Genomic DNA, 19,993 nt, shown 5'->3' with positions numbered 1-19,993 from the left:
GCCCAAATAAGGTCATCTGGTTCCGTTACATCTGTTTTAAGCCTGGTAGGAATAGAAATAAGGTCTCCTCGTTCCGTTAGCTTTTTTACGCCTAAGGAAATGGAAGAAGCCACCCCTGGTACGGAGTGGCTTCTTCATATCTATATCAATTAAAGAAGAGGGAGTATCTAAAGAATAGCATCGGTTTCTTAAAGGAACATTACAGAAACCTGAAGATCAGCTTAAAAATTCTCCAGCTCCTCGTTTCCAACCGTTTGGCCCCAATCGCAATCAGCGTCGCCCATGGTTGTCGTATCGGATGCAGCGCATGGAACTCCCCCATTTTTGTTCTTCTAAATCGGTCAAAACAAATATTCGGAATTCACCAGCTTCCTTCAGAGGAAATCCGGCTTCACCCGCTTTACCTCTGCCTTGAGCTCATCCATCATGCCCTCGGCCGCTTCTTCTCCTGCCTTGATGCAATCGGCCATTTTGGAAAAATCAAACGCGGACACATGACCGACATCCGGTCGGATGACGATATCCGCTAACCGCAGGCTGGTATGCTTCCGTTCGGCGGTCATCAAACTGTAAGAGCGGTAAACGACCTCAATCATATTGCGGGGCGGCTTCTTCTCATGCTCGCGCGTCACATCCACCGCAATTATCAGTCCCACATCCTTCCGCTTCAGCTCCTGGACGGGCAAGTTGTTTAGCACCCCGCCGTCGACCAGCACCTGATCGTCCCGTACCAGCGGAGCAAATACCCCCGGAAACGCCGTCGTTGCCCGCAGCGCCGTTCCCAAATCGCCCTTATCCAAAATCACCTGTTTGCCTTGCATCAAATCCACGGCAACCGCCTTAAACCGAATGGGGAAATCCTCAATCTTCAGCCCATCCTTCCCATGTTGCCTCAAGAGATCGTTGACGGTTTGGTAGATTTTGTTCCCGCCGATCAGCCCGCGTTGGCGAATTCCTAGATCCATCAGCCGGTATTTTGGCGTGTGATACAGCAAGTCCTCGATGTCCTCTGCCGGAATGCCTGCAGCATACAAGCCTCCGATCGCACCGCCCATGCTTGTACCAACGATCGCGTCCACCGGGATTCCGTGCCGTTCGAACGCCTTCAACACGCCCAAATGAGCGAGTCCCCGTACGGCCCCGCCGCCTAACACCAAACCTACTTGTTCCATGGATGATCTCCCCGCTTGTCGTCTTTTTACTAAAAATACATATTCTTTAGCTTAGGCGGAAGTTCCTTCCGGCTAAACAAAGCAGCCCCGAATCGATAGAGACATCGACCCGGGGCTGGCAGGCCTGTAAGCAAATCGATTACAATGGATACAACAAAATGTGAATCCACGAATCACGAATACCACGAATAGATCCATACAATGGAGGTCTCCCCATGTGCGGCCGTTTTACGATTACGCTTCCTCTGGACGAACTGATAGTCCGGTATCTCATCATGGAAAACCGGCTGGCGAAATTCGCCCCGAACTATAATGTAGCGCCGATGCAATTCATCCCCGCCGTCATTGCGGGCAAGCAGGGCAATCGGCTGGGCGAGCTGCGCTGGGGCCTGGTGCCGTTCTGGGCGAAGGAGGATAAGATCGGCGCCAGCATGATCAACGCCCGCGCCGAGTCGCTCCCGGACAAACCGGCGTTTCGGAAGCTGCTGACAACCCGGCGCTGCCTCATCCCCGCTGACGGATTCTACGAATGGCAACAGCGGGCCGGAGGCAAGCAGCCCTATCGGATCGTCATGAAGGACGGGAGCCCCTTCGCCTTTGCCGGCCTGTACGACATCTGGAGCGATCCGCAAGGAAACAAGCTGGCAACCTGCACGATCATCACCACGGAGCCCAACTCGCTGATGGCTGAGATCCATAACCGGATGCCCGTGATCCTGCAACCTGAACATGAAGCCGAGTGGCTGGCCCGGGACAACACGGATACGGGATCGCTGCTAAAGCTGCTTCAACCTTACGATGCCGCAAAAATGCGGGCTTACCCCGTATCCCCAGCCGTTGGGAACGTGCGCAACAATACGAAGGAACTGTTGGAGGAGGCGAAATAGCCTGACCTGAACTCCCCCATACCGAAATCTCTCCATCCGAAAAAAGGGCTTCGCCTTTGCGCGCAAGCAAGGTTCTACCCTGCTGCCATAAAGTCGAAGCCTCTTTCATGTTATGCCTCGATGCTCGCCCACAATCCGCCGCCCGGCAGCGGGCAATGCCGCTCCTTCAGCCAGGCGACCACCGGGATGATACAACCGCAGACCGTGCAGGTCATCCCGTCCATCAGCTTTGGACACGCTTCGCAAACGCGCAGCCTATCCTGATACTGCTCCTCGCTTACCCTGCGCTCGGGCGCAAACGCCGTCGTCTTCAACAAACGTTGGATCTGCTCCTCCGTCACCCGGAAATCGTCCCGGCACACTCTGCATGACGTATCCGCCATCCGACGTTAATCCCTCGCCGCCAGTTCTAGCGTCGTCACCGATTTAGCCGGCAAATCAACCGTCAGCTTGCCGCCATCCAGTTGAAACGACTCAAACGGCTGCGGCTTTACGGCCTCCGGCTGCGCAAACGTATTATGGGCATCGATCGAATCGCCGGTCAACGTGGTGCCGGTCACCGCCAAGCTGCTGCCTGCCAAGCCCCGAATGTCGATCGTCACCTGTGTATTCGCATGAGGCTGCAGGTTACAGAAGCTGAGATGGATCTTCCCTTCGGCATCCCGCGACGCAGTGGCGGTCACCGCCGGAATCTCGCTGCCCTCCAGCTTGTAGCTGCCTGTTTCCAGCGACAGATCCAGCAGCTCGGCGTCCTGGTGAACCTTATACATATCGAATACATGGTACGTTGGGGTCAAGATCATTTTCTCGCCTTCCGTCAGGATGACGGCCTGAAGCACGTTGACGGTCTGGGCGATATTTGCCATCCGCACGCGCTCGTTATGTTTGTGGAAAATGTTCAGCGTAAGCCCGGCGACAAGCGCATCACGCATCGTATTTTGCTGATACAAAAATCCCGGATTGGTCCCCGGCTCCACATTGTACCAGGTGCCCCATTCATCCACAATCAATCCGACCCGGCCTTCCGGATCGTATTTATCCATGATCGTGCGGTGGCGGGTAATCAGCTCATCCATGCGAAGCGCTTTTTGCAGCGTGGCAAACCAGGCGGACTCGTCGAACCCGGTCGCCGGCCCTTTATCCTGCCAATTATCGGTTGGCAGCGTATAGTAGTGCAGCGTGATGGAATCCATAAACCGTCCGGCTTCCCGCATCAGCACGTCCATCCAGTTATAATCGTCTGAGTTTGGACCGCAAGCGATCCGGTGAATCCGGTTATCCCCATAGTTGCGGACGTACGTCTGATACCGGCGATACTCGTCAGCATAATATTCCGGGCGCATATTGCCGCCGCAGCCCCAGTTCTCGTTGCCAACGCCAAAATAAGTCACCTTCCACGGCTCCTTGCGTCCGTTTTGCGCCCGCAGCTCCGCCATCGGCGATACGCCGTCAAAGGTCAGATATTCTACCCACTCCGACATTTCCTGGACCGTTCCGCTGCCAAGGTTGCCGTTGATGTAGGGCTCGCAGCCCAGCTGCCGGCAGAGCTCCATAAACTCGTGGGTCCCGAAATGGTTATTTTCCACCACACCGCCCCAATGGGTATTGACCATCCGCTTACGTGCTTCCTTCGGACCGATGCCGTCCTTCCAGTGATATTCATCGGCAAAGCAGCCGCCCGGCCAGCGCAACACCGGAATCCGGATTTGCTTAAGCGCTTCCACAACATCGTTGCGAATGCCATGGGTATTTGGAATCGGGGAATCCTCGCCAACCCAAATCCCCTCGTAAATACAGCGGCCTAAATGTTCAGAGAAATGACCGTAAATATTGCGGTTAATCGTTCCTTTGCCGGAATCGGCGTTTAACACTCCTTGCAGTGGCATCCGTCATTTCACTCCTTAGTTAATATAAATATTAATTAAATAACTATTCGACTAATATTATAGGCGTCTGACCGCAAACTCGTCAATGAAACTTCCAAATTAATCAAGGACATGGAAGATGCTTGTCAAACTTATAACTTTTCGTTAATATAATGATTAACTAGGGCTTGCTGAACGAACAAAAAATCCTTATTCCACAAGGGATTTGAGCTACTTTTGTCGAATTTATCTGCAAGGAAAACATAGAAAATTGGCAAAAAACCTTGCAGATGGAGTGAGCGAACGTGTTCGTGCCGAATCGGGATATGGCAGATCTGTTGGAAAATTTCTACTTACCCTTTGGCGGGAAGCTTAATCCTGGGAATCGCTGGGTACAGCTTGCCGCACTCATCCCTTGGGATAAAGTGGAAGAGAAATACTTCCAATCCTTCTCATCGATCGGCATCGGTCAAAAAGCATATTCGGTTCGCATTGCACTCGGTGCCCTCATCATCAAGGAGCGCCTTGGTTTAAGTGATCGGGAGACCACGCTGCAGATCCAGGAAAATCCGTATTTGCAGTTTTTTCTCGGCTACAAGGAGTACGTGGACGCAGAGCCGTTTCATCATTCGCTTATGACGCATTTTCGGGAACGACTCAGCATCGAGATCCTTGCGGAGGTCAATGATTGGATTGCACAAGCGGCATTGAAAGCGGAACAAGAAGAAGCTGCAACATCTAAATCCAAGAAACCATCGAGACGAGACAACGATGACGACGACACCGGCGGTTCTCAGTTGACCATGATGGAGTCAGAGAAAGCTCTCACCATTCCCGAGGAAGTTCATGCCCCGGCTAAGAATCACCGCAACGCGACAAAACGGTTCCATGATTTGCCGCCCGCGTGCGAGCCGACAGCAAACGCCATGAATAAGGGAACCCTCATGCTGGACGCTACATGCGCACCTGCGGACATCAAATATCCAACGGATCTGGGGCTCTTGAATCATGCCCGAGAAATCCTCGAAGATATCATCGATGTGTTGCACCATCCCCATATCGGACAGATGGAAAAACCGCGAACCTACCGCAAGCAAGCCCGAAAAGCGTTCCTGGGCGTCTCCAAACAACGCAAAGCGTCAGGCAAAGTGATTCGAAAAGCCGTTAAGAAGCAACTCGGCTATGTGGGCAGAGATTTGCGAATCATTGAAGAACTCATAAAGCACACGCCGCTTGCGGTACTGTGCAAAAGACAATATCGCTTGCTTCTCGTGATCTCGGAGCTATACCGGCAGCAGCGTGACATGATGGAGAACAAGACGCATACCGTACCGGATCGCATTGTGAGCATCGAACAGCCGCATGTTCGTCCGATCGTCCGCGGCAAAGCCGGCGCTAACGTGGAATTCGGCGCTAAAATCGCCGCCAGTCTGGTTGATGGCTACGCCTGGATCGAAACGGCTGGGTGGGACAGCTTCAACGAGGCGACCACGCTGCAGGATTCGGTGGAAGCGTACAAACAGCGGTTCGGATATTTTCCCGCCGTCATTCTGGCCGACAAGATCTACCGCAATCGCGATAACCTGAACTACTGCAAGGAACGTGGGATTCGTCTTAGCGGACCGAAGCTTGGCAGGCCATCCAAAGAACAACGTGACGCCGATGATCGAAAGCAAGAGAAGCAAGACGCTGCACAGCGCAATGCGATCGAAGGAAAGTTCGGCGAAGGCAAACGCAAGTTGGGTTTGGGCCGAATTTGCGCCCGCGGTGCTCATACAAGTTTAACTGTCATCGCTATCCAGTTTCTGGTTATGAACCTGGAACGGCGACTGCGGGTTCTTTTTTTCTCTTTTTTCAGATTCATTGCGTTCCGTCCGATTTTTTGCATGAAAACTGCAAAGAAAATCACGGTCTAGGCTCATGCGTTGCGAGCAGCTTAAATTGATCTTGTTCAGCAAGCCCTAACTAAAATTCGGGTGAGGTGAAGGCATCTTGAAGCTTGATTTATCTGAACAATCGCTGCCCGTGTATGAGGCACTGGCAAGTCCAGTTCGTCTGCATATTCTGCGTCTGTTAGCCAACCGCCCGATGAACATTAAGGAGTTAGCCGCAGCCGTAGGGCTATCCAGCGCGATTATGACCATGCATGTGCGCAAGCTGTCTGAATGCGGACTAGTCGCCACCCATATGGCACCCGGCAAGAGCGGCCTGCAGAAGATTTGCTCGCTTGCTGTCTCCGGCGCAGAAATCCAGTTTCCGGCGCAGGCGGCAGCCGAGCGCAAGAGCTACCGGGTTGAAATTCCGGTAGGCCATTACTCCGATTTTCACATCGAGCCAACCTGTGGCATCGCAACGACCGACAAGATCATCGGAAGCTTTGACGATCCCCGGTACTTCTGGGACCCGGAACGGATTCATGCTGCGATTCTATGGTTTGGTACGGGATATATCGAATACAAAACCCCCAATTACTTGCTGTCCTCCCAGAAGCCCGAGGAGCTGGTCTTTACGATGGAAATCGCGTCCGAAGCCCCGGGAACGAAGGACGATTATCCATCGGATATTACGTTTACCTTAAACGGCAAGGTTTTGGGCATCTGGACGAGCCCTGGCGATTACGGAGAGCTGCCTGGAAAATATACCCCTGAGTGGTGGCCAAGACAGGCGAATCAATATGGCCTGCTGAAACGTCTACGAATTACGTTGGACGGGACGTATATGGACGGCTTGAAGATGTCCGACGTCACCCTTCACGACATTGACATTCGGCAGAAGCAATGGACGCTGCGTCTATCCGTGGAGCCGGACGCCCGTTATCCAGGCGGTTTGACGTTATTCGGCAAGGGCTTCGGGAACTATGGTGAGCATCCAAGCGCGGAAGTGTTTTATGTGGAGAAATAGGCATAGAAAAAATAAACAGGGTTGCTCCAATCGCTATCAGATGCGATTGTATAGCAACCCTGTTTTCATATCTGCGTCCGCCTCATTCCCAATACGTCGACCCGCCGCTCTTCAGCCGGGCGAGCCCTTCCACAAAGAAATAATCGCCGTAGATCAGCGGAACATCGATGTTTGTCCCTTGCGGATAGTTGCTCGTCCCGTGCAGGATCAACCCTTCTTCCCCCGGGTCGTCCCATGCGCCGTAATTTTCGTACAGCGACTTCAGGATGCGTTCACCGGCTTCACGATACTTTGCGGCAGCTGTTCCTTCACCGCCAAGCTTCTCTGCCAGCAGCAACAGCCCGCTGGCCGCACAAGCACCGGCTGACGAGTCCCGCAGCTCACGCAGCTCTTCCGGTGCGCGGAAATCCCAAGCCGGCACCTGATCATCCGGCAGTTGATCAAGGAAGAAATCCGCGACCCGCTGCGCAGCGGACAGATACTCCGGCTTGCCGGTATGGTGGAAGCCCAGCGTCAAGCCGTAAATCGCCCAGGCAGCCCCGCGCGACCAGGCCGACTCCGGCGCGTAGCCTTGGCCGCCTTGCGGCCCAACCCGCTCGCCTGTGACCGGGTCAAAGACCACGATATGATAGACCGAGCCGTCGTCGCGAACAAAATGATGGAGCACGGTGTCCAAATGCGCTTCAGCGACATGCGCGAATCGGGGATCGCCGCTCTCCCGGGACGCCCAGAACAACAGCGGCAGGTTCATGCAGCAATCGATGATCGCCCAGCCTTCATTCCGCTCCCCTTCCTTCCACGGATTCCAGGCCCGAATATAGCGCCCCTTCAGATTAAAGCGGGCCGCCAAATAGTTCGCAGCCTTCAGCGCCCGAATGCGCGAGATTTCACTCCCCGTCAGCTTATAGGAAGCGATGCTGGTCAGCGTCCACATAAACCCCAGATCGTGATCAAGCCGCACGTAGCCGTCCAGCACCTCATCCAGCTTGGTCTCGCATTCTTGTGCCAGCGCTTTCAATTCCTCCCGGCCGCTTCCCTCATACAGCAGCCACAGCAAACCCGGCCAGAAGCCCGCTGTCCACCAGGCCGGCTCAGCCAGATCATAAACCCCGCCTTTGCTGGCGTGCGGAAACCCGGAGCCAATTCTCGCCGTGTTCCGCAGCGTTTTGTCCAGCGACTTCGTCCAGGCCTCTTCCACCCATGCCCTTTCGTTTCCCATATGCATATGACCTCGTTCCTCCATTCTCCTTATTGCCGGGCGAATTGAAAAAGAAAGTTAACGCCAAATCCCGCTTCCGGCTGCTTAACCCGAAAATCCAACGCGTACCATATCGAATCCTTCCCATAATGATCCCGGTAGGTTCGTGCCTTAATCTCCGCCTCCAGCTGATTCGGGTCGTAATACAGCTCCAGCGCCAGCCGGCCTCGAACGAAACGAAGCAGCCCCGGGCTGGCCATCTCCGGCTGAATCGGGCTCACAAACCGCTCTGTCAGACTGTCCGGCGCTTCCGTAAACCGGAAGTCATCCCGAAGCGCCAAGCTAGGCAGCTCCGTCTTGTTCCAAACCCAACTTCGGTTGAAGGACTGCAGATTTTCGTCCTCATAGGCGCCGGACAGCTCCAAGGTGAACTCGCACGCTTCCGCAGACGTGTCGCAGCGAATCATCGAAGCTGCTCTTTCCCGTCCCTCCTGCTGCATACGACCGTTGATGATCGGGACGGAATGCCCTTGCGAGCCGTTACAGTCATATTCATACCGGGCCTCGCCAAAATAATCCCACGTATATTCCCCGCACCCGAGATCGGACAGAAAAAACGCGCCTCCGCCCGCCAACATGAAATGGCCCAAGTCGTTGTGATTATGCGATTCCCCGTTGTGCCCGCCTTTTGCGGCAAAACCAAACGTATCCCCTGCGGTTGTAAAGCGCGAGATCAACCAGCCGGCGTCCTCAAACACAAAGTCGCCGTCTCTCCACTCCGCCGTGCCTGCCGCCTTGCAGTCCCGCCAAATCAGGTTGCGCAGCGCCGGCGCCCAGCGGCTGCAGTGATCCTCGCGGTAATCCGCATGGAGCAAGGCAGGCGGAGCTTCCACCTCCGCGTACCGCTTCGCAAGGTAATGCGACAGCCCGGGCTGGACGCTCCCATATGGCTGCGCGTCGGAGAAGTTAGCGACCAGCCGGCCGCCCAGAAAGCATTTTTGCTGGAACTCGGCAATTCGCCGTACCTTGTCCTCGTTGAACCAATCCCGTTGCCCCCGGCTTCGCTTAAGCAGCAGGTCGGCATAATACACAAAGTAGCCAAACCCGTAGTTCCAGTATCCCAGCCCTTCCGGACAACCGCCATCCTCGCCGAAGCCTTGCAAATAGAAGCCCATGCTGCGCTCGGTTTTCTCCAAAATCTGAGCCAGCCGGGCGTAGTCGCGCTGTTCTGTCATCAGCAGCAGCGCAGCCGAACCAATCGAGCCAGCGCAAACCGCCGACCAGTTGTTCGTCAGCTCCTCCCAATGGTAAGGGCCTTTCTCAAGGAATGGCCGGAACAACCGTTCATCCACCAGTTCGGCGATCCGCACCCGCAGCAGCTCCGGTAGACGCGTGCCTAGCAGCAAAGATAACTCGGCTAGCGCAAACCCCGTCTCCGCCGAGAACAGGTCGATGGTCTCCGAGACCGGACGCTTCGCATCCACATGCGCGGGCAAGCACCAGGTAAACTCGCTGCAGATCGCCCAGATGGCATCCCGCAGCGCCGCTTCGTACGCCGCCGACTCCGGTTCAAGCAGCGACAGAAAGGCGAAGGTGTTCAGCCGCCGCCGCTTCTCAAAATACACCCGCTCATACTCCAGCCGCGAACCCTGAACGGCAAATAAAGAAAACAACGAATAGGTCAGCTCTTCCGCTGGGGACTTCAGCAGCCGCTCCCCCTCGCTCCGGATCACTTCAAGCTCGGCCCGGGCCTCCGGCGCCTCGCGCAGCGATTCCCAAAACGCCAGCCCGCTGCCGTGCGGATAGTAATCATCAGCCTTCAAAGGGATCAGGCTTTCAGCCAGCTGCTCCCAGCCCTCGCGAACGTTCATCAGCATTCCTCCTTCCACCGCAGCCCAAAACAGCGGCGTTGACTAAGCCAGCTCAATATGGATTTCGTTCCCCGAGCAGGTCGTTATCACGATCTCCCGCTCTCCTATCGCGAGGTTTAACGCATCAAGCGTAATTGGTTGCCATGAGGCTCCCGGCGACGGATCGCCGTAAACCGCCGACGCGAGCAGGTGTACCCCCGGTTCCAGGGAAGCGAGGAGCGTGGGAAGAACGGTGCGAGGATACAGAACATTGGTATTGGCGTTCGGGCGAATCAGCTCGACCGATTCGAAGCCAAGCAAGCTTTGCACCCCGCTGGCTCCAAAGGGGCTTGCTGCTCCCGCAGCGATCCGGCCCTCTCCACTCTTCTCTTTTAGCTCCACCAGCCCTGTCCGTTCCGTCCCCTCGATCCACTCCGTCAACTCCGTTTCCACCCCCAGCGCGAATCCTCCCTCCGCGATGTCGAGCGGTCGTTTCGTCTCGATGTGATGAATCCGCACATGCCAGGGGAGTCCGGCAACGATCCAGGAGCGCACCTCTACGTCAGACCAAGGTTTCCATAACGCATACAGCACGTTATCCTGAATTGACGTGTCCAAGTTCCGGCGTCTTACCCGGTACAGGTTATCTCCCTTTTCGCTGAGCGCCAGTATGGAGTCAAACGCGCCTTGGGACAAGCCCCACTCCGCGCGCGGCACACTAAACCCGAACCCGGTGGAATACACAAGTTTCTCGTATTTGGCCGAGGTATGGGTGTGCTCGTTCGTGCCGCGATGGCCGGTGTTGAAGGCCGCTACATGACCGGTCGCAGGATCGCGGGCCAGCACAAGATGCGCCGGGCGCTGGACCTTCAGCGCCGGCAGCTCCGGCAGCGGCAGCTCCTCCGCCGTCCAGAACGGATGGTCCTCCGGCAATGCCAGCGGCAGAAACGCTTTCAGCGCCCAATACGGCGAACCGGGCGAATTGTAGTTCTCCGCCATCACCAGGTTTGGATAAGCGTAACCCACCGTAAGCAGCCCCTCGGAACTGCGAATGGGCCGGCTTAACCACCAGCGCAAATTGCGCAGCACCAGCCCCTTTAATACCCCCATTGGCAACACGTCCACACCGGCATAAGCCAGTGCGCTCCAGAAGGCGGATTGGGCGAAACGGTAGGTTAAGCTGCGTCCGTACGGCAGCGCTGCCCCGTCTGGGGCGAACCAAGCGAGAAAATCGTCTGCGAACAACGCGGCCCGCTCTTTATACACTTGCGAACGCTGCGGATCTTCCTCTTCCATGATACGCGCATAGAGCAGCCCGTAATAGTGAAAGGCAAACGGGACGTAATAGTCGCTGTGTCCCCCGACACCGTCGCTGTACCAGCCGTCCTCCAGATAAAACGCGTCCAGCCGGTCCAAATTCCGCTCCAGCTGCTCCGTATCGTAAGGCAAGCCGGCTTTGCGGAAGCCCACATTCACCAGTACGTTAAAGAACAACCAATTGCAATCGTAACAAGGATGCTGGTTCATCTGATTCAGCCAGCTGTACAGCCGGTCACGCTCTTCCGGGCGAAGCGGTTCCCAGAAGTGTTCCGGGATCAACGCCAGTGCAAATCCAAAAACCGCCATCTCCACGAGCCGTTGATCATAATCGCCAACCTCGCCCCAATACTCCTGATGCTCCGGGTTCGTGCCGCAGCGAATGCCGTCCAGGACGACGTCCCATAACTCACTGCTGCCGCCGCCGGCAAGCAGCGGCACCAATCCCCACAGCACCCGGGAGAACCCTTCCATCTCCGCTACAGCCGCCGGGTAGGACACCCCGCTCTTGCCAAGCACAAGCCGGGCGCCGCCTTCGCTATAGAACGGCCGAAGGGGACGCACCAGCTCTTCCAAAACGTTCACCATATCGCTGCGCGTTTGGAGCGGAGCATTAACCGTTACTTTCATTTCCTCAACTCCTTTTTATCCGGGACCATGATCTATTACCCCTTAATACCGGACGAGGCCACGCCCTGCACGAAATATTTTTGCAGCGCCAGGAAGACGATCAGCACCGGAATGATAGAAATGACGCTGGCGGCCATAATTAAGCCATATTCAGCGGAATACTGCGTAATGAACATCCGCAGCCCGATTTGGATCGTTTTGAGTTCCGTCTTGGTCAGGTAAATCATCGGCCCGAGGAAATCGTTCCACGTATTGACGAACGTGAAGATCGTCAGCGTGGACAGCGCCGGCTTCGAGAGCGGAAGCATGATTTTCGCCCAGATCCCGTATTCGTTTAATCCGTCAATGCGCGCCGCTTCGCAGAGCTCATCCGGGATGCCTTGATAGAACTGGCGCATCAAGAACACGCCAAAGGCCGAGAACGCCTGCAGAAAAATAATCGCAAGATGGGTGTTGTTTAACCCCATGGAGCGCATCATGATAAACTGCGGAACCATGTAGGCCTGCCACGGAATGGCGATGGTGGCAATATAGCCAAGAAACAGCGCATGTCTCCCTTTGAACCGCAGCTTCGAGAAAGCATACGCCGCAAAGCTGGAAGTCAGCAGCTGAAGCAAAGTGACGATCACCGACAGCTTCGCCGTGTTGTATATAAACCGGCCGAGCGGGATCCGCGTCCAGATTTCCACGTAGTTCTGCCACCTTGGAGCATCCGGGATCCACTGCATCGGGAACGAGAACACATCCTTATTTAATTTAAGCGAGGAAGACAGCATCCACGCATAGGGAACAAGCATGCACAGCACAACGACCGCGAGCACCAGGTACGCAAAAATCTTGGCAACGACTTTGACTTGTTTGTTAGCTCCTGTCATTTTTGCATCCTCCTATTGTCCGTACTTCTTCTCGCCCTGAAATTGAATCAAGGTGATCCCCAGAACGAGCAGGAACAGCACGATCGCCATAGCGCTGGCGTACCCGTAATCCAGCGAGCGGAACGCGGTATTATAGATTTGATAGACAAGTACCCGGGTCGAGTTGTTCAGCTGATTATCAGCACCGGCAAACAGGTTGATAAAGATGTCGTACACTTTAAACGAATTGATGATCAGGATCATCAGTACAAAGAACGTGGTAGGTGCCAGCTGCGGGATCGTCACGTTGACGAATCTTTTCCATGGCCCCGCCCCGTCCAGCTCGGCAGCTTCATACAGCTCGGGATTTACTCCCTGCAAACCTGCCAAATAAATGACCATGTAATAACCCATATTTTTCCATACTGTAAAAAGAATGACCGTAAACATTGCCCAATCTTTATCTGCCGCCCAGCGAGGCAAATCCTCAATGGGGATGCCGGTAATCGAGTGCAGCAGATTGTTCACCGGCCCCATCGTGGGGCTGAACACGAAATTCCAAACGGCTGCCACGGCAACCAGTGAAGCGACATAGGGGAAGAAGAACACGGTCCGCATAAAGTTGCGGCCAAACAGCTTCTGATTGAGCAGGATCGCCAGCGCCAGCGCACAAACCATCGTTAACGGCACCACGCCAATCGTATAAATAATGGTGTTCCAGAACGCTTTGTGAAAGGTGCTGTCCTGCAACAGACGAGAGAAGTTACGCAATCCCACGTACTCCATCGGGTTAGCCCCGTCCCATTTCACAAAAGCGAGTACAAACGCATAAACCATCGGCACCAGCGTAAACACGGCAAAGCCGATGAAGTTGGGGGCAATGAAGCTGTACGCCACCAAATGATCTTTAACGTTCTTAGACAACGCGCTTCTTTTAACTGCTTTGGTTCCTAACACGGGTTCATTCTGCATGATTTCTCCTCCAAACCAACTTGTGCTAGAGCATTGGGAAAAAAAGACGGGCTCATAAGGCCCGCCCCTGGCAGCATCGAAATCTCATGCGAGATCAGATTAGTTATTAAGTACCTCTTGCACCCGTTTCTCCATATCTGCCAATCCTTCGTCGATGGTCGCATTTTTCGTCATGATGTTGTCGTGTGCTTCGTTCAGGACGACATCGATGTCCGCACTCTTCTCATGCAGCGGCATTTCCAGATAGGTTCTTTCGGTCGTCAAAGCTTCTTTGCTGTTCTCGTCCGTCGGGAAGCCGTCCATGGAAGCGATGGAGTTGACCACTTCATCGTTTTTGATCGCCGGAATCGTACCCGTGGATGCGATCACCGCTGCGCCTTCTTCACCGGTGACGAATTTCAGGAATTCTAAAGCCGCTTCTTTGTTGGCGGACTTTTGGTTCACGGCCAGGGAAGTAATCGTTCCCAGCGTTGTCCCGGCGGGTACGCCGTCCGGATGCGGATATTTCACGATCCCCCAGTTTGTAGCCTGGGATTCACCGCTCTTCACCTTGTCGATTTGCGTAGCGATAAACCAGCTGCCCATGTTCATCATCGCAACGGAATTATTGTAGAATACGCCGGAATAGTGAGTGCTGGAGGTCTTTAACGTAGCGTAGTCCATCACGATGCCGTCGTCTTGCTGTTTCAGAATCCGTTCGTAAATCGGTTTCAAGAATTGATAGTTGCCATCCACGATGGTGTTCTTTCCGTCCAGGATGCCAAACAACTGAACTGCACTGCGCCAAGTGTGGTAATGCGCGCCGTATACTTTTTCCGAGCCGCTGCCGGACGTCAATTTACGGGCCAACTCGTCGTATTGATCCAGCGTCATATCGTTGGTTGGATAAGGAACTCCGGCTTTATCAAACAGGTCCTTGTTATAATAAACGACCCAGAAGTCACTGCGGAAAGGCAGCGCGTACACATCGCCGTTCATTTGAATTTGCTCAACCGTTCCGCCGTAGAGGGAAGTATCAATGCCTTGGGTGTCAATGAAGCTCTTGAGCGGCTCTAGGTGGTTCTGCTTCACCAGGTTGACGTAGCCCGGTATGTCCTTGATGGTCAGAATATCCAGGGCTGCACCGCCAGAGAGCTGTGTGCTGAGCATCGTCATGTAGTCGGTAGAGCCAAGGTCAACATATTCGATCGTTACGTTCGGATGGTCTTTCTTATAAGCGTCGATCAAAGGCTGGTAGTAAGCGGTTGCCTCCCAGTCCCACAGCGCCCATTTCAGCGTGACCGGCTTATCGCCCGTCTCATTGGAAACGCTTGCAGAATTGTTCGTTTGAGGCTCTGTGGTATTCGCTTTGCCCGAGTTTCCGTTGTTGCCGGAACAGCCTGCCAGCAGACCCATAAGGAGAACGGCCGCCAAGGTAATACCGAATACTTTCTTTCGTCTCATCTTCAAACCCCTTTTCCTCCTGTTTTCCAGATCGGCAACGCCGAATCCTTAGGTACATGGTATCGAAATCCGAAATGTAAGGGCATACATTTTTGCGTTCATTTCCTACACTTTTCTATTCGCTTCTTCAAGAAACGGATGAAAAGCTGTAAAATCATACTCAAAAGATGTAAAAATGGTTGTTTATGAACCTTACCGCTACCGATGATGTCAACTCATGTTATTGTTATCTATATCGGTTAAAACTCGCATTGATCTTACACCGGATGAGGTGATCGACACGCGCGCAAGAAAAGCCACTATCAAAAGCCGGATTATCCTGATCATGACCGTGTTTGCCTTGCTGATCGCAGGAATTCTGTCTTTTTTCAGCTACGAGCTGATCTCGTATTTTCAACGCAAAACCACCATTCAGGCGACAGAATTTAACCTGCAGCTCGTCTCTCATATCATCGATCAAGATTTAAATAACTTGTATACTTTGGCTTTGACCAGCAGTACGAACTCGCCTACCAATCAGCTGATTCAGGACTATTTTATCTCACCGGAAGCCAGCGCCAAAGATCGGCTGAATGCCTTCTTGTCAATGCAGGAGGACTTCCGGGTGAACCGGTCCAACAGCTACGTGCGACGCCTGATCATCACGGATCACCAAGATAAGTTCATTCAGGTCGACAATTCTGGAAGCGCTTCAGTTCCGTTGAATATTCATAATATAACCCAGCTTCCCGGTCTGGTCCCAGATGCGAAGGAAGCTTGGGAGCGCGTGATCCAGGACCCGTTCTCCCGCTCCAGCGGCATCCCCATCGTTCTGCCAATTTACGGTGAACGGGCTGCACGCATTGGGACGGTCTATCTTCTGGCGAACACCTCCGTGATCACCGATAAGCTTAAAGGCTACAGTCTGCCGGAGGGCTCGGAATTGCTGCTCTCCCTTGGCAGCCAAACGTACCGGATCGAAGGGGACAAAGTGCAGGAAATCGAAAGCCCTTACACATTGTTGCCGTATGATCAAAGTGAAGCCACCGGGGCGCTCACCAAGCTCGAATGGATGGAGCAGGACGGGGAACGCCTCATCTCGGTGTCCTATCCGGTGCGGGAAGGCGTCAGACTCGCCCAGACGCTGGACAAGAAGCAATTTGCTCCACAGCTCAACGCTTGGCTGCTGCTAATGATTGGCGTTTCTGTGCTGGTGCTGGCATTAAGCGGATTTATTATGTTGTATTTAACCCGCACCATCAGCCTGCCCGTAGAGAAGCTGCGCAAACGGATCGATAAGATCGCGCAAGGTAATTTCTTTATCGACCGGAATATTGAATGGAACAGCGAGCTCGGGGATGTGGGACGCGGCATCAATCGGTTGTCCCAGGATATTTTGACGCTGATGGAATCTCGTGTCGCGGACGAGAAGCAGAAGCAGGAACTGGAATATCGCATGCTGCAAAGCCAGATCAGTCCTCATTTTCTCTATAATACCCTGAACTCGATAAGATGGATGGCTACGATTCAGAACGCTACGGGTATCGCAGATATGGTCACCTCCTTATCGCGGCTGCTGCGCAGCATCGCCAAAGATCAACGCAAGTTGGTTCCGCTGCAGGAAGAGCTTAGCCTGATGAATGACTATTTCCTCATTCAGAAATATCGCTACGGCGGCACGATTACGATGGATCAAATCATTGATAACGAGGAGCTCCTTTCCAGTCTGGTTCCCCGCTTTACACTGCAGCCGCTGGTGGAGAATGCGATTTTTCATGGAATCGAACCGAAGGGGCGCGGCAACATCACGGTGTCTGTGGCCAAGAGCGGGTATGACATGCGGATTACGATTGAGGATAACGGCGTGGGAATGAGTGAAGCCCAAATTGAGGCGATTTTGTCCAAGCAAGAAGAACCCGGCTCCAAAGGCCTGTTCGAAAATATCGGGCTCCGCAGCGTACACGATCGGCTGCGTCTGACCTTTGGGGATCGATACGGCCTCTCGATCGAAAGCAAGTTGAACGAATTTACGAGAATGCATTTGCTGTTGCCCTGCCGGAAGTCTTGACCTCCAACTTTGACAACTTGTCGCTATCGTAAACCACGGGAGGAAGTGATCGTATGATTAAAATGCTGATTGCCGATGATGAGGCACTCGTCTGTATCGGCCTGCAGTCCATGCTCAAATGGGAAGATTATCAGATCGAAATCGTGGGCATCGCCCACAACGGTGCTCAGGCAGAGGAAATGATCGAATCGTTGCGTCCTGACCTGGTCATTTCCGACATTAAGATGCCGGTCAAAACCGGTCTGCAGGTCGCTGAATCCGTACGCGACAAATATGGCCGGATACCGCTCTTCATCTTCTTAACGAGCTATGAGGAATTTGAATACGCACGTCGCGCCATTCATCTTCAGGCAGCGGATTATTTAGTCAAGCTGGAGCTAACCCCGCAGATCCTGGCCGAATCCGTCCAGAAGGCCGTTGCCATGTTGGGGGAATACCAAACCGTGGAGAGTTACCCGAGTATGCTGTACCGCAGCAATTTACATGCGCTGCGCGATAAATTTTTTATCCGGCTGTTTAATCAGCTGTTCGAGAACAAAAATCAGTTCCTGTTGCAACGAGACGATCTTGAGCTGGATTTATCCGCTCCTGCCCACCTCGTCTGCTCCTGCCGGATTCAGGGACCGGAGAGCGTCCCTCCGCGCGGGGATAAGCTGGTCGCTTTGTGCTCCAGCACGGTGCAGATGGCTAAGGATACACTCGCCTCGTCGCGCCCCTGCTTCGTAACCAGCCTGGATTTGCGGAACTTTGCAATTGTGCTGCCCCTGTCAGATCCAGATCCGACCCACTGGATGCCGGAAGTGGAGGAGCTCCTGCACCATATGGCGGAGGTGCTCCATTCCTATTTCAATGTAAAAATCATCGGCGCGGTTGGGAAAGCCGTGGAGGACCCGTACCTGCTGCATGAAAGCTACCTGGCTGCCCGGCGGGCGTTGCCGTTTGCCCTCGATCAGCAATCGTTTGTCTTCTTCACCCAGAGCGAAGCGGAGAATCTCGCTTCCCCAGGAGTCGATGCCATCGTCTCCCGTTCGGAGATCCGCCGCGCCTTTGAAGAACTGGATACCCACGCATTGCACACCATGATCACGAATCTCATTGATCGGTTTAATGGCCGGCCGGAGTTAGTTGTACCCGCTACCGATGCGGCTTGCAATATTTTATATATGGCCACCTCTTTGCTGGCAGACGGCGAGAACGTGGTTGAGCAAATTTTCGAGAATGAGCCGGAGGGGTATCGCGCGATCTATAAAAAGCAAACAACCCAAGGCGTGATCGATTGGCTCGTGCAATTCCGGGACGGTTGCTGCGAAATCCTGTCTTCCCGCAAGCAAAGTTACAAGGAGCAAATCGTGCGGAACGTGCAGGACTATGTGAAGCGGAACTTGAACAGTAAGCTGTCCTTAAATCAGGTGGCGGATGTTTTTAACTTCAGCCCCAATTACTTAAGCCATCTCTTCTCCAAAACGGCCAAAATCAATTTCGTGGAATACGTCACGGAGACTAAAATCGCAGCCGCTAAGGAAATGATGGTTCGCGGTGAAGGCCGCATTTATGAAATTTCGCAGAAGCTGGGGTATGAAAGTGCGTTTTATTTCAGCAAAGTGTTCAAAAAAGTAGAAGGCATATCGCCGCGGGAATTTATTCAGCGCATGAACAGCTCGCTGCCTTCCAGCTGATCAACGCCGCAGAACGCTTTTTCGATGAATCTTCACCCGAGGATCGACAATTGTATAGAGCAGGTCAGCCAGAAAGTTGGCAACCACCACAAATGCAGAGATGATTAAGATGATCATGAGCAACACGGGATAGTTCCGGGATTGCGCGGAAAATACCGCCAAGCTTCCTATACCTCCCCAGTTAAAAACATTCTCGACCACCGCGGCACCCGATATCAGGGTCGGCAAATCCAGCATGATGATGGTAATGACGGGGATTAAACCAACTCTTAACGCATGTCGATAGGTGACTCTTCGTTCCGAAGCCCCTTTGGCGCGAGCCAGATTCAGAAATTCAGAAGGCAGCACCTCGATCAGGCTGGTGCGGACCATTTTCATATAATAAGCAATCAATCCGATCGTGACTGTAGCAACCGGGAGTACCATGTGGTGATGAGGTCGTCCAGCTCTCCTTTTTTGTTCGGGGTATGCATACTGCTTGGCGGGAACCAAAACAATTTGAAGGCAAAAATCTCCTGCAGCCAATGCCCCAGCACAAACGCGGGAATGCTGTACCCAACCAGGCTTAGGATCAGGCCAAGTTTATCCGATAGCCCATCCTGCCGTCTGCTGTTATAGATTCCCCACGGAATAGCGATCATCAAAGCAATGATCATGGACGTGCCTAACAAGGTGAAGCTGTTCCAGACATATCTCCAGATGTACAGATTAATTGGGATCTGGTTATAATCCAGACCAAAGTTCCCATGCAGCAGGTCATTGATCCACCGGAGATATTGCTGGTAAATGGGCAAGTCCAGACCATAGAGAGCTTTCTGTTCGTTTGCGAATTGGAGCTGCTCTTCGGTCATCCCAATGCTTAGGGACCAGATGTTCCCTGGCATAAAACGCATCGCACAAAAACATACGCTCATGACGATAAATAACACAATCACCGAATAAATGGCACGGCGAATCAGATAAGTCCACATCCGCATCCTCCTGAACCCCTAATTTGTCACTTATTCTAACATAGATGAAATGAAAGATGGCTTATATCATTGTAAATCGAATGTTAAATTTTCATAGTTTTCACGATATGTTAGATAAAAGATCGATTTGCAATCATATATATCCCTCCTTTTCCATAAAATCCCTTATATAGTTCTATAGTTCGACAAGAAGTCTCTTGAATCCTGCCT

The 19,993-nt window shown here is 53.4% G+C and carries 16 protein-coding genes; 5 read left to right on the top strand and 11 right to left on the bottom strand.

Annotation, left to right across the window (positions count from 1 at the left end):
• Positions 1-374: 374 nt before the first annotated feature.
• Positions 375-1,172 carry a patatin-like phospholipase family protein gene (locus ACL02P_RS23505; protein ID WP_009226443.1) on the bottom strand — a complete coding sequence of 266 codons (798 nt, stop codon included), beginning with the start codon at positions 1,170-1,172 and terminating at the stop codon, positions 375-377.
• Positions 1,173-1,387: 215 nt separating this feature from the next.
• Here ACL02P_RS23505 and ACL02P_RS23500 point away from each other — a divergent pair, with 215 nt between their 5' ends.
• Positions 1,388-2,059 (top strand): SOS response-associated peptidase, encoded by a 672-nt coding sequence (locus ACL02P_RS23500; RefSeq protein WP_009226442.1) that lies wholly within the window; start codon positions 1,388-1,390, stop codon positions 2,057-2,059.
• Between the two features lie 110 nt (positions 2,060-2,169).
• Here the strand turns inward: ACL02P_RS23500 and ACL02P_RS23495 are convergent, their stop codons facing one another.
• Both ACL02P_RS23495 and ACL02P_RS23490 read right to left on the bottom strand, forming a co-directional pair.
• Positions 2,170-2,442 (bottom strand): DUF6171 family protein, encoded by a 273-nt coding sequence (locus ACL02P_RS23495; RefSeq protein WP_260069883.1) that lies wholly within the window; start codon positions 2,440-2,442, stop codon positions 2,170-2,172.
• Positions 2,443-2,448: 6 nt separating this feature from the next.
• On the bottom strand, positions 2,449-3,945 hold the full coding sequence (locus tag ACL02P_RS23490) for an alpha-N-arabinofuranosidase (protein ID WP_412838190.1): 1,497 nt from the start codon (positions 3,943-3,945) through the stop codon (positions 2,449-2,451).
• A 305-nt stretch (positions 3,946-4,250) separates the two neighbouring features.
• Between ACL02P_RS23490 and ACL02P_RS23485 the strand changes: the two genes are divergently transcribed.
• Together ACL02P_RS23485 and ACL02P_RS23480 are read left to right on the top strand one after the other, a co-directional pair.
• Positions 4,251-5,840: an IS5 family transposase gene (locus ACL02P_RS23485; RefSeq protein ID WP_051425225.1), complete on the top strand. Its 1,590-nt coding sequence runs from the start codon at positions 4,251-4,253 to the stop codon at positions 5,838-5,840.
• Between the two features lie 76 nt (positions 5,841-5,916).
• Complete coding sequence (locus ACL02P_RS23480; RefSeq protein WP_412838189.1) at positions 5,917-6,825, top strand: ArsR/SmtB family transcription factor; 909 nt, start codon at positions 5,917-5,919, stop codon at positions 6,823-6,825.
• Positions 6,826-6,907: 82 nt separating this feature from the next.
• Here the strand turns inward: ACL02P_RS23480 and ACL02P_RS23475 are convergent, their stop codons facing one another.
• The 6 genes from ACL02P_RS23475 to ACL02P_RS23450 all read right to left on the bottom strand — a co-directional run bounded on the left by ACL02P_RS23475 (position 6,908) and on the right by ACL02P_RS23450 (position 15,089).
• On the bottom strand, positions 6,908-8,044 hold the full coding sequence (locus tag ACL02P_RS23475; protein WP_412838188.1) for a glycoside hydrolase family 88 protein: 1,137 nt from the start codon (positions 8,042-8,044) through the stop codon (positions 6,908-6,910).
• Between the two features lie 29 nt (positions 8,045-8,073).
• Positions 8,074-9,894, bottom strand: a complete 1,821-nt coding sequence (locus ACL02P_RS23470) for a hypothetical protein (protein ID WP_412838187.1) — start codon at positions 9,892-9,894, stop codon at positions 8,074-8,076.
• Positions 9,895-9,936: 42 nt separating this feature from the next.
• Positions 9,937-11,820 (bottom strand): DUF2264 domain-containing protein, encoded by a 1,884-nt coding sequence (locus ACL02P_RS23465; RefSeq protein WP_412838186.1) that lies wholly within the window; start codon positions 11,818-11,820, stop codon positions 9,937-9,939.
• Between the two features lie 35 nt (positions 11,821-11,855).
• Complete coding sequence (locus ACL02P_RS23460; protein ID WP_009226435.1) at positions 11,856-12,695, bottom strand: carbohydrate ABC transporter permease; 840 nt, start codon at positions 12,693-12,695, stop codon at positions 11,856-11,858.
• A 12-nt stretch (positions 12,696-12,707) separates the two neighbouring features.
• On the bottom strand, positions 12,708-13,646 hold the full coding sequence (locus ACL02P_RS23455; protein WP_009226434.1) for a carbohydrate ABC transporter permease: 939 nt from the start codon (positions 13,644-13,646) through the stop codon (positions 12,708-12,710).
• A 99-nt stretch (positions 13,647-13,745) separates the two neighbouring features.
• Entirely contained in the window at positions 13,746-15,089 is a 1,344-nt protein-coding gene (locus ACL02P_RS23450; protein WP_412838281.1) for an ABC transporter substrate-binding protein, read from the bottom strand.
• A gap of 217 nt (positions 15,090-15,306) precedes the next feature.
• Between ACL02P_RS23450 and ACL02P_RS23445 the strand changes: the two genes are divergently transcribed.
• Positions 15,307-17,136 (top strand): sensor histidine kinase, encoded by a 1,830-nt coding sequence (locus tag ACL02P_RS23445; protein WP_016313163.1) that lies wholly within the window; start codon positions 15,307-15,309, stop codon positions 17,134-17,136.
• Between the two features lie 53 nt (positions 17,137-17,189).
• Entirely contained in the window at positions 17,190-18,812 is a 1,623-nt protein-coding gene (locus tag ACL02P_RS23440) for a response regulator (RefSeq protein WP_412838185.1), read from the top strand.
• On the opposite strand, the gene ACL02P_RS23435 is transcribed toward ACL02P_RS23440, so the two are convergent.
• Both ACL02P_RS23435 and ACL02P_RS23430 read right to left on the bottom strand, forming a co-directional pair.
• Positions 18,813-19,238 (bottom strand): ABC transporter permease, encoded by a 426-nt coding sequence (locus ACL02P_RS23435; protein WP_412838184.1) that lies wholly within the window; start codon positions 19,236-19,238, stop codon positions 18,813-18,815. It lies immediately after the preceding gene.
• Positions 19,202-19,783 (bottom strand): ABC transporter permease, encoded by a 582-nt coding sequence (locus ACL02P_RS23430; protein ID WP_009226430.1) that lies wholly within the window; start codon positions 19,781-19,783, stop codon positions 19,202-19,204. The genes ACL02P_RS23435 and ACL02P_RS23430 overlap by 37 nt, the downstream gene beginning before the upstream one ends.
• Positions 19,784-19,993: the final 210 nt, after the last annotated feature.

This window comes from Paenibacillus sp. MB22_1, assembly GCF_047200555.1.
GTDB classification, from domain to species: Bacteria; Bacillota; Bacilli; order Paenibacillales; family Paenibacillaceae; genus Fontibacillus; species Fontibacillus phoenicis.
Note: the sequence above shows the minus strand (reverse complement) of the source record. Positions and strands in the feature narration are given on the sequence as shown.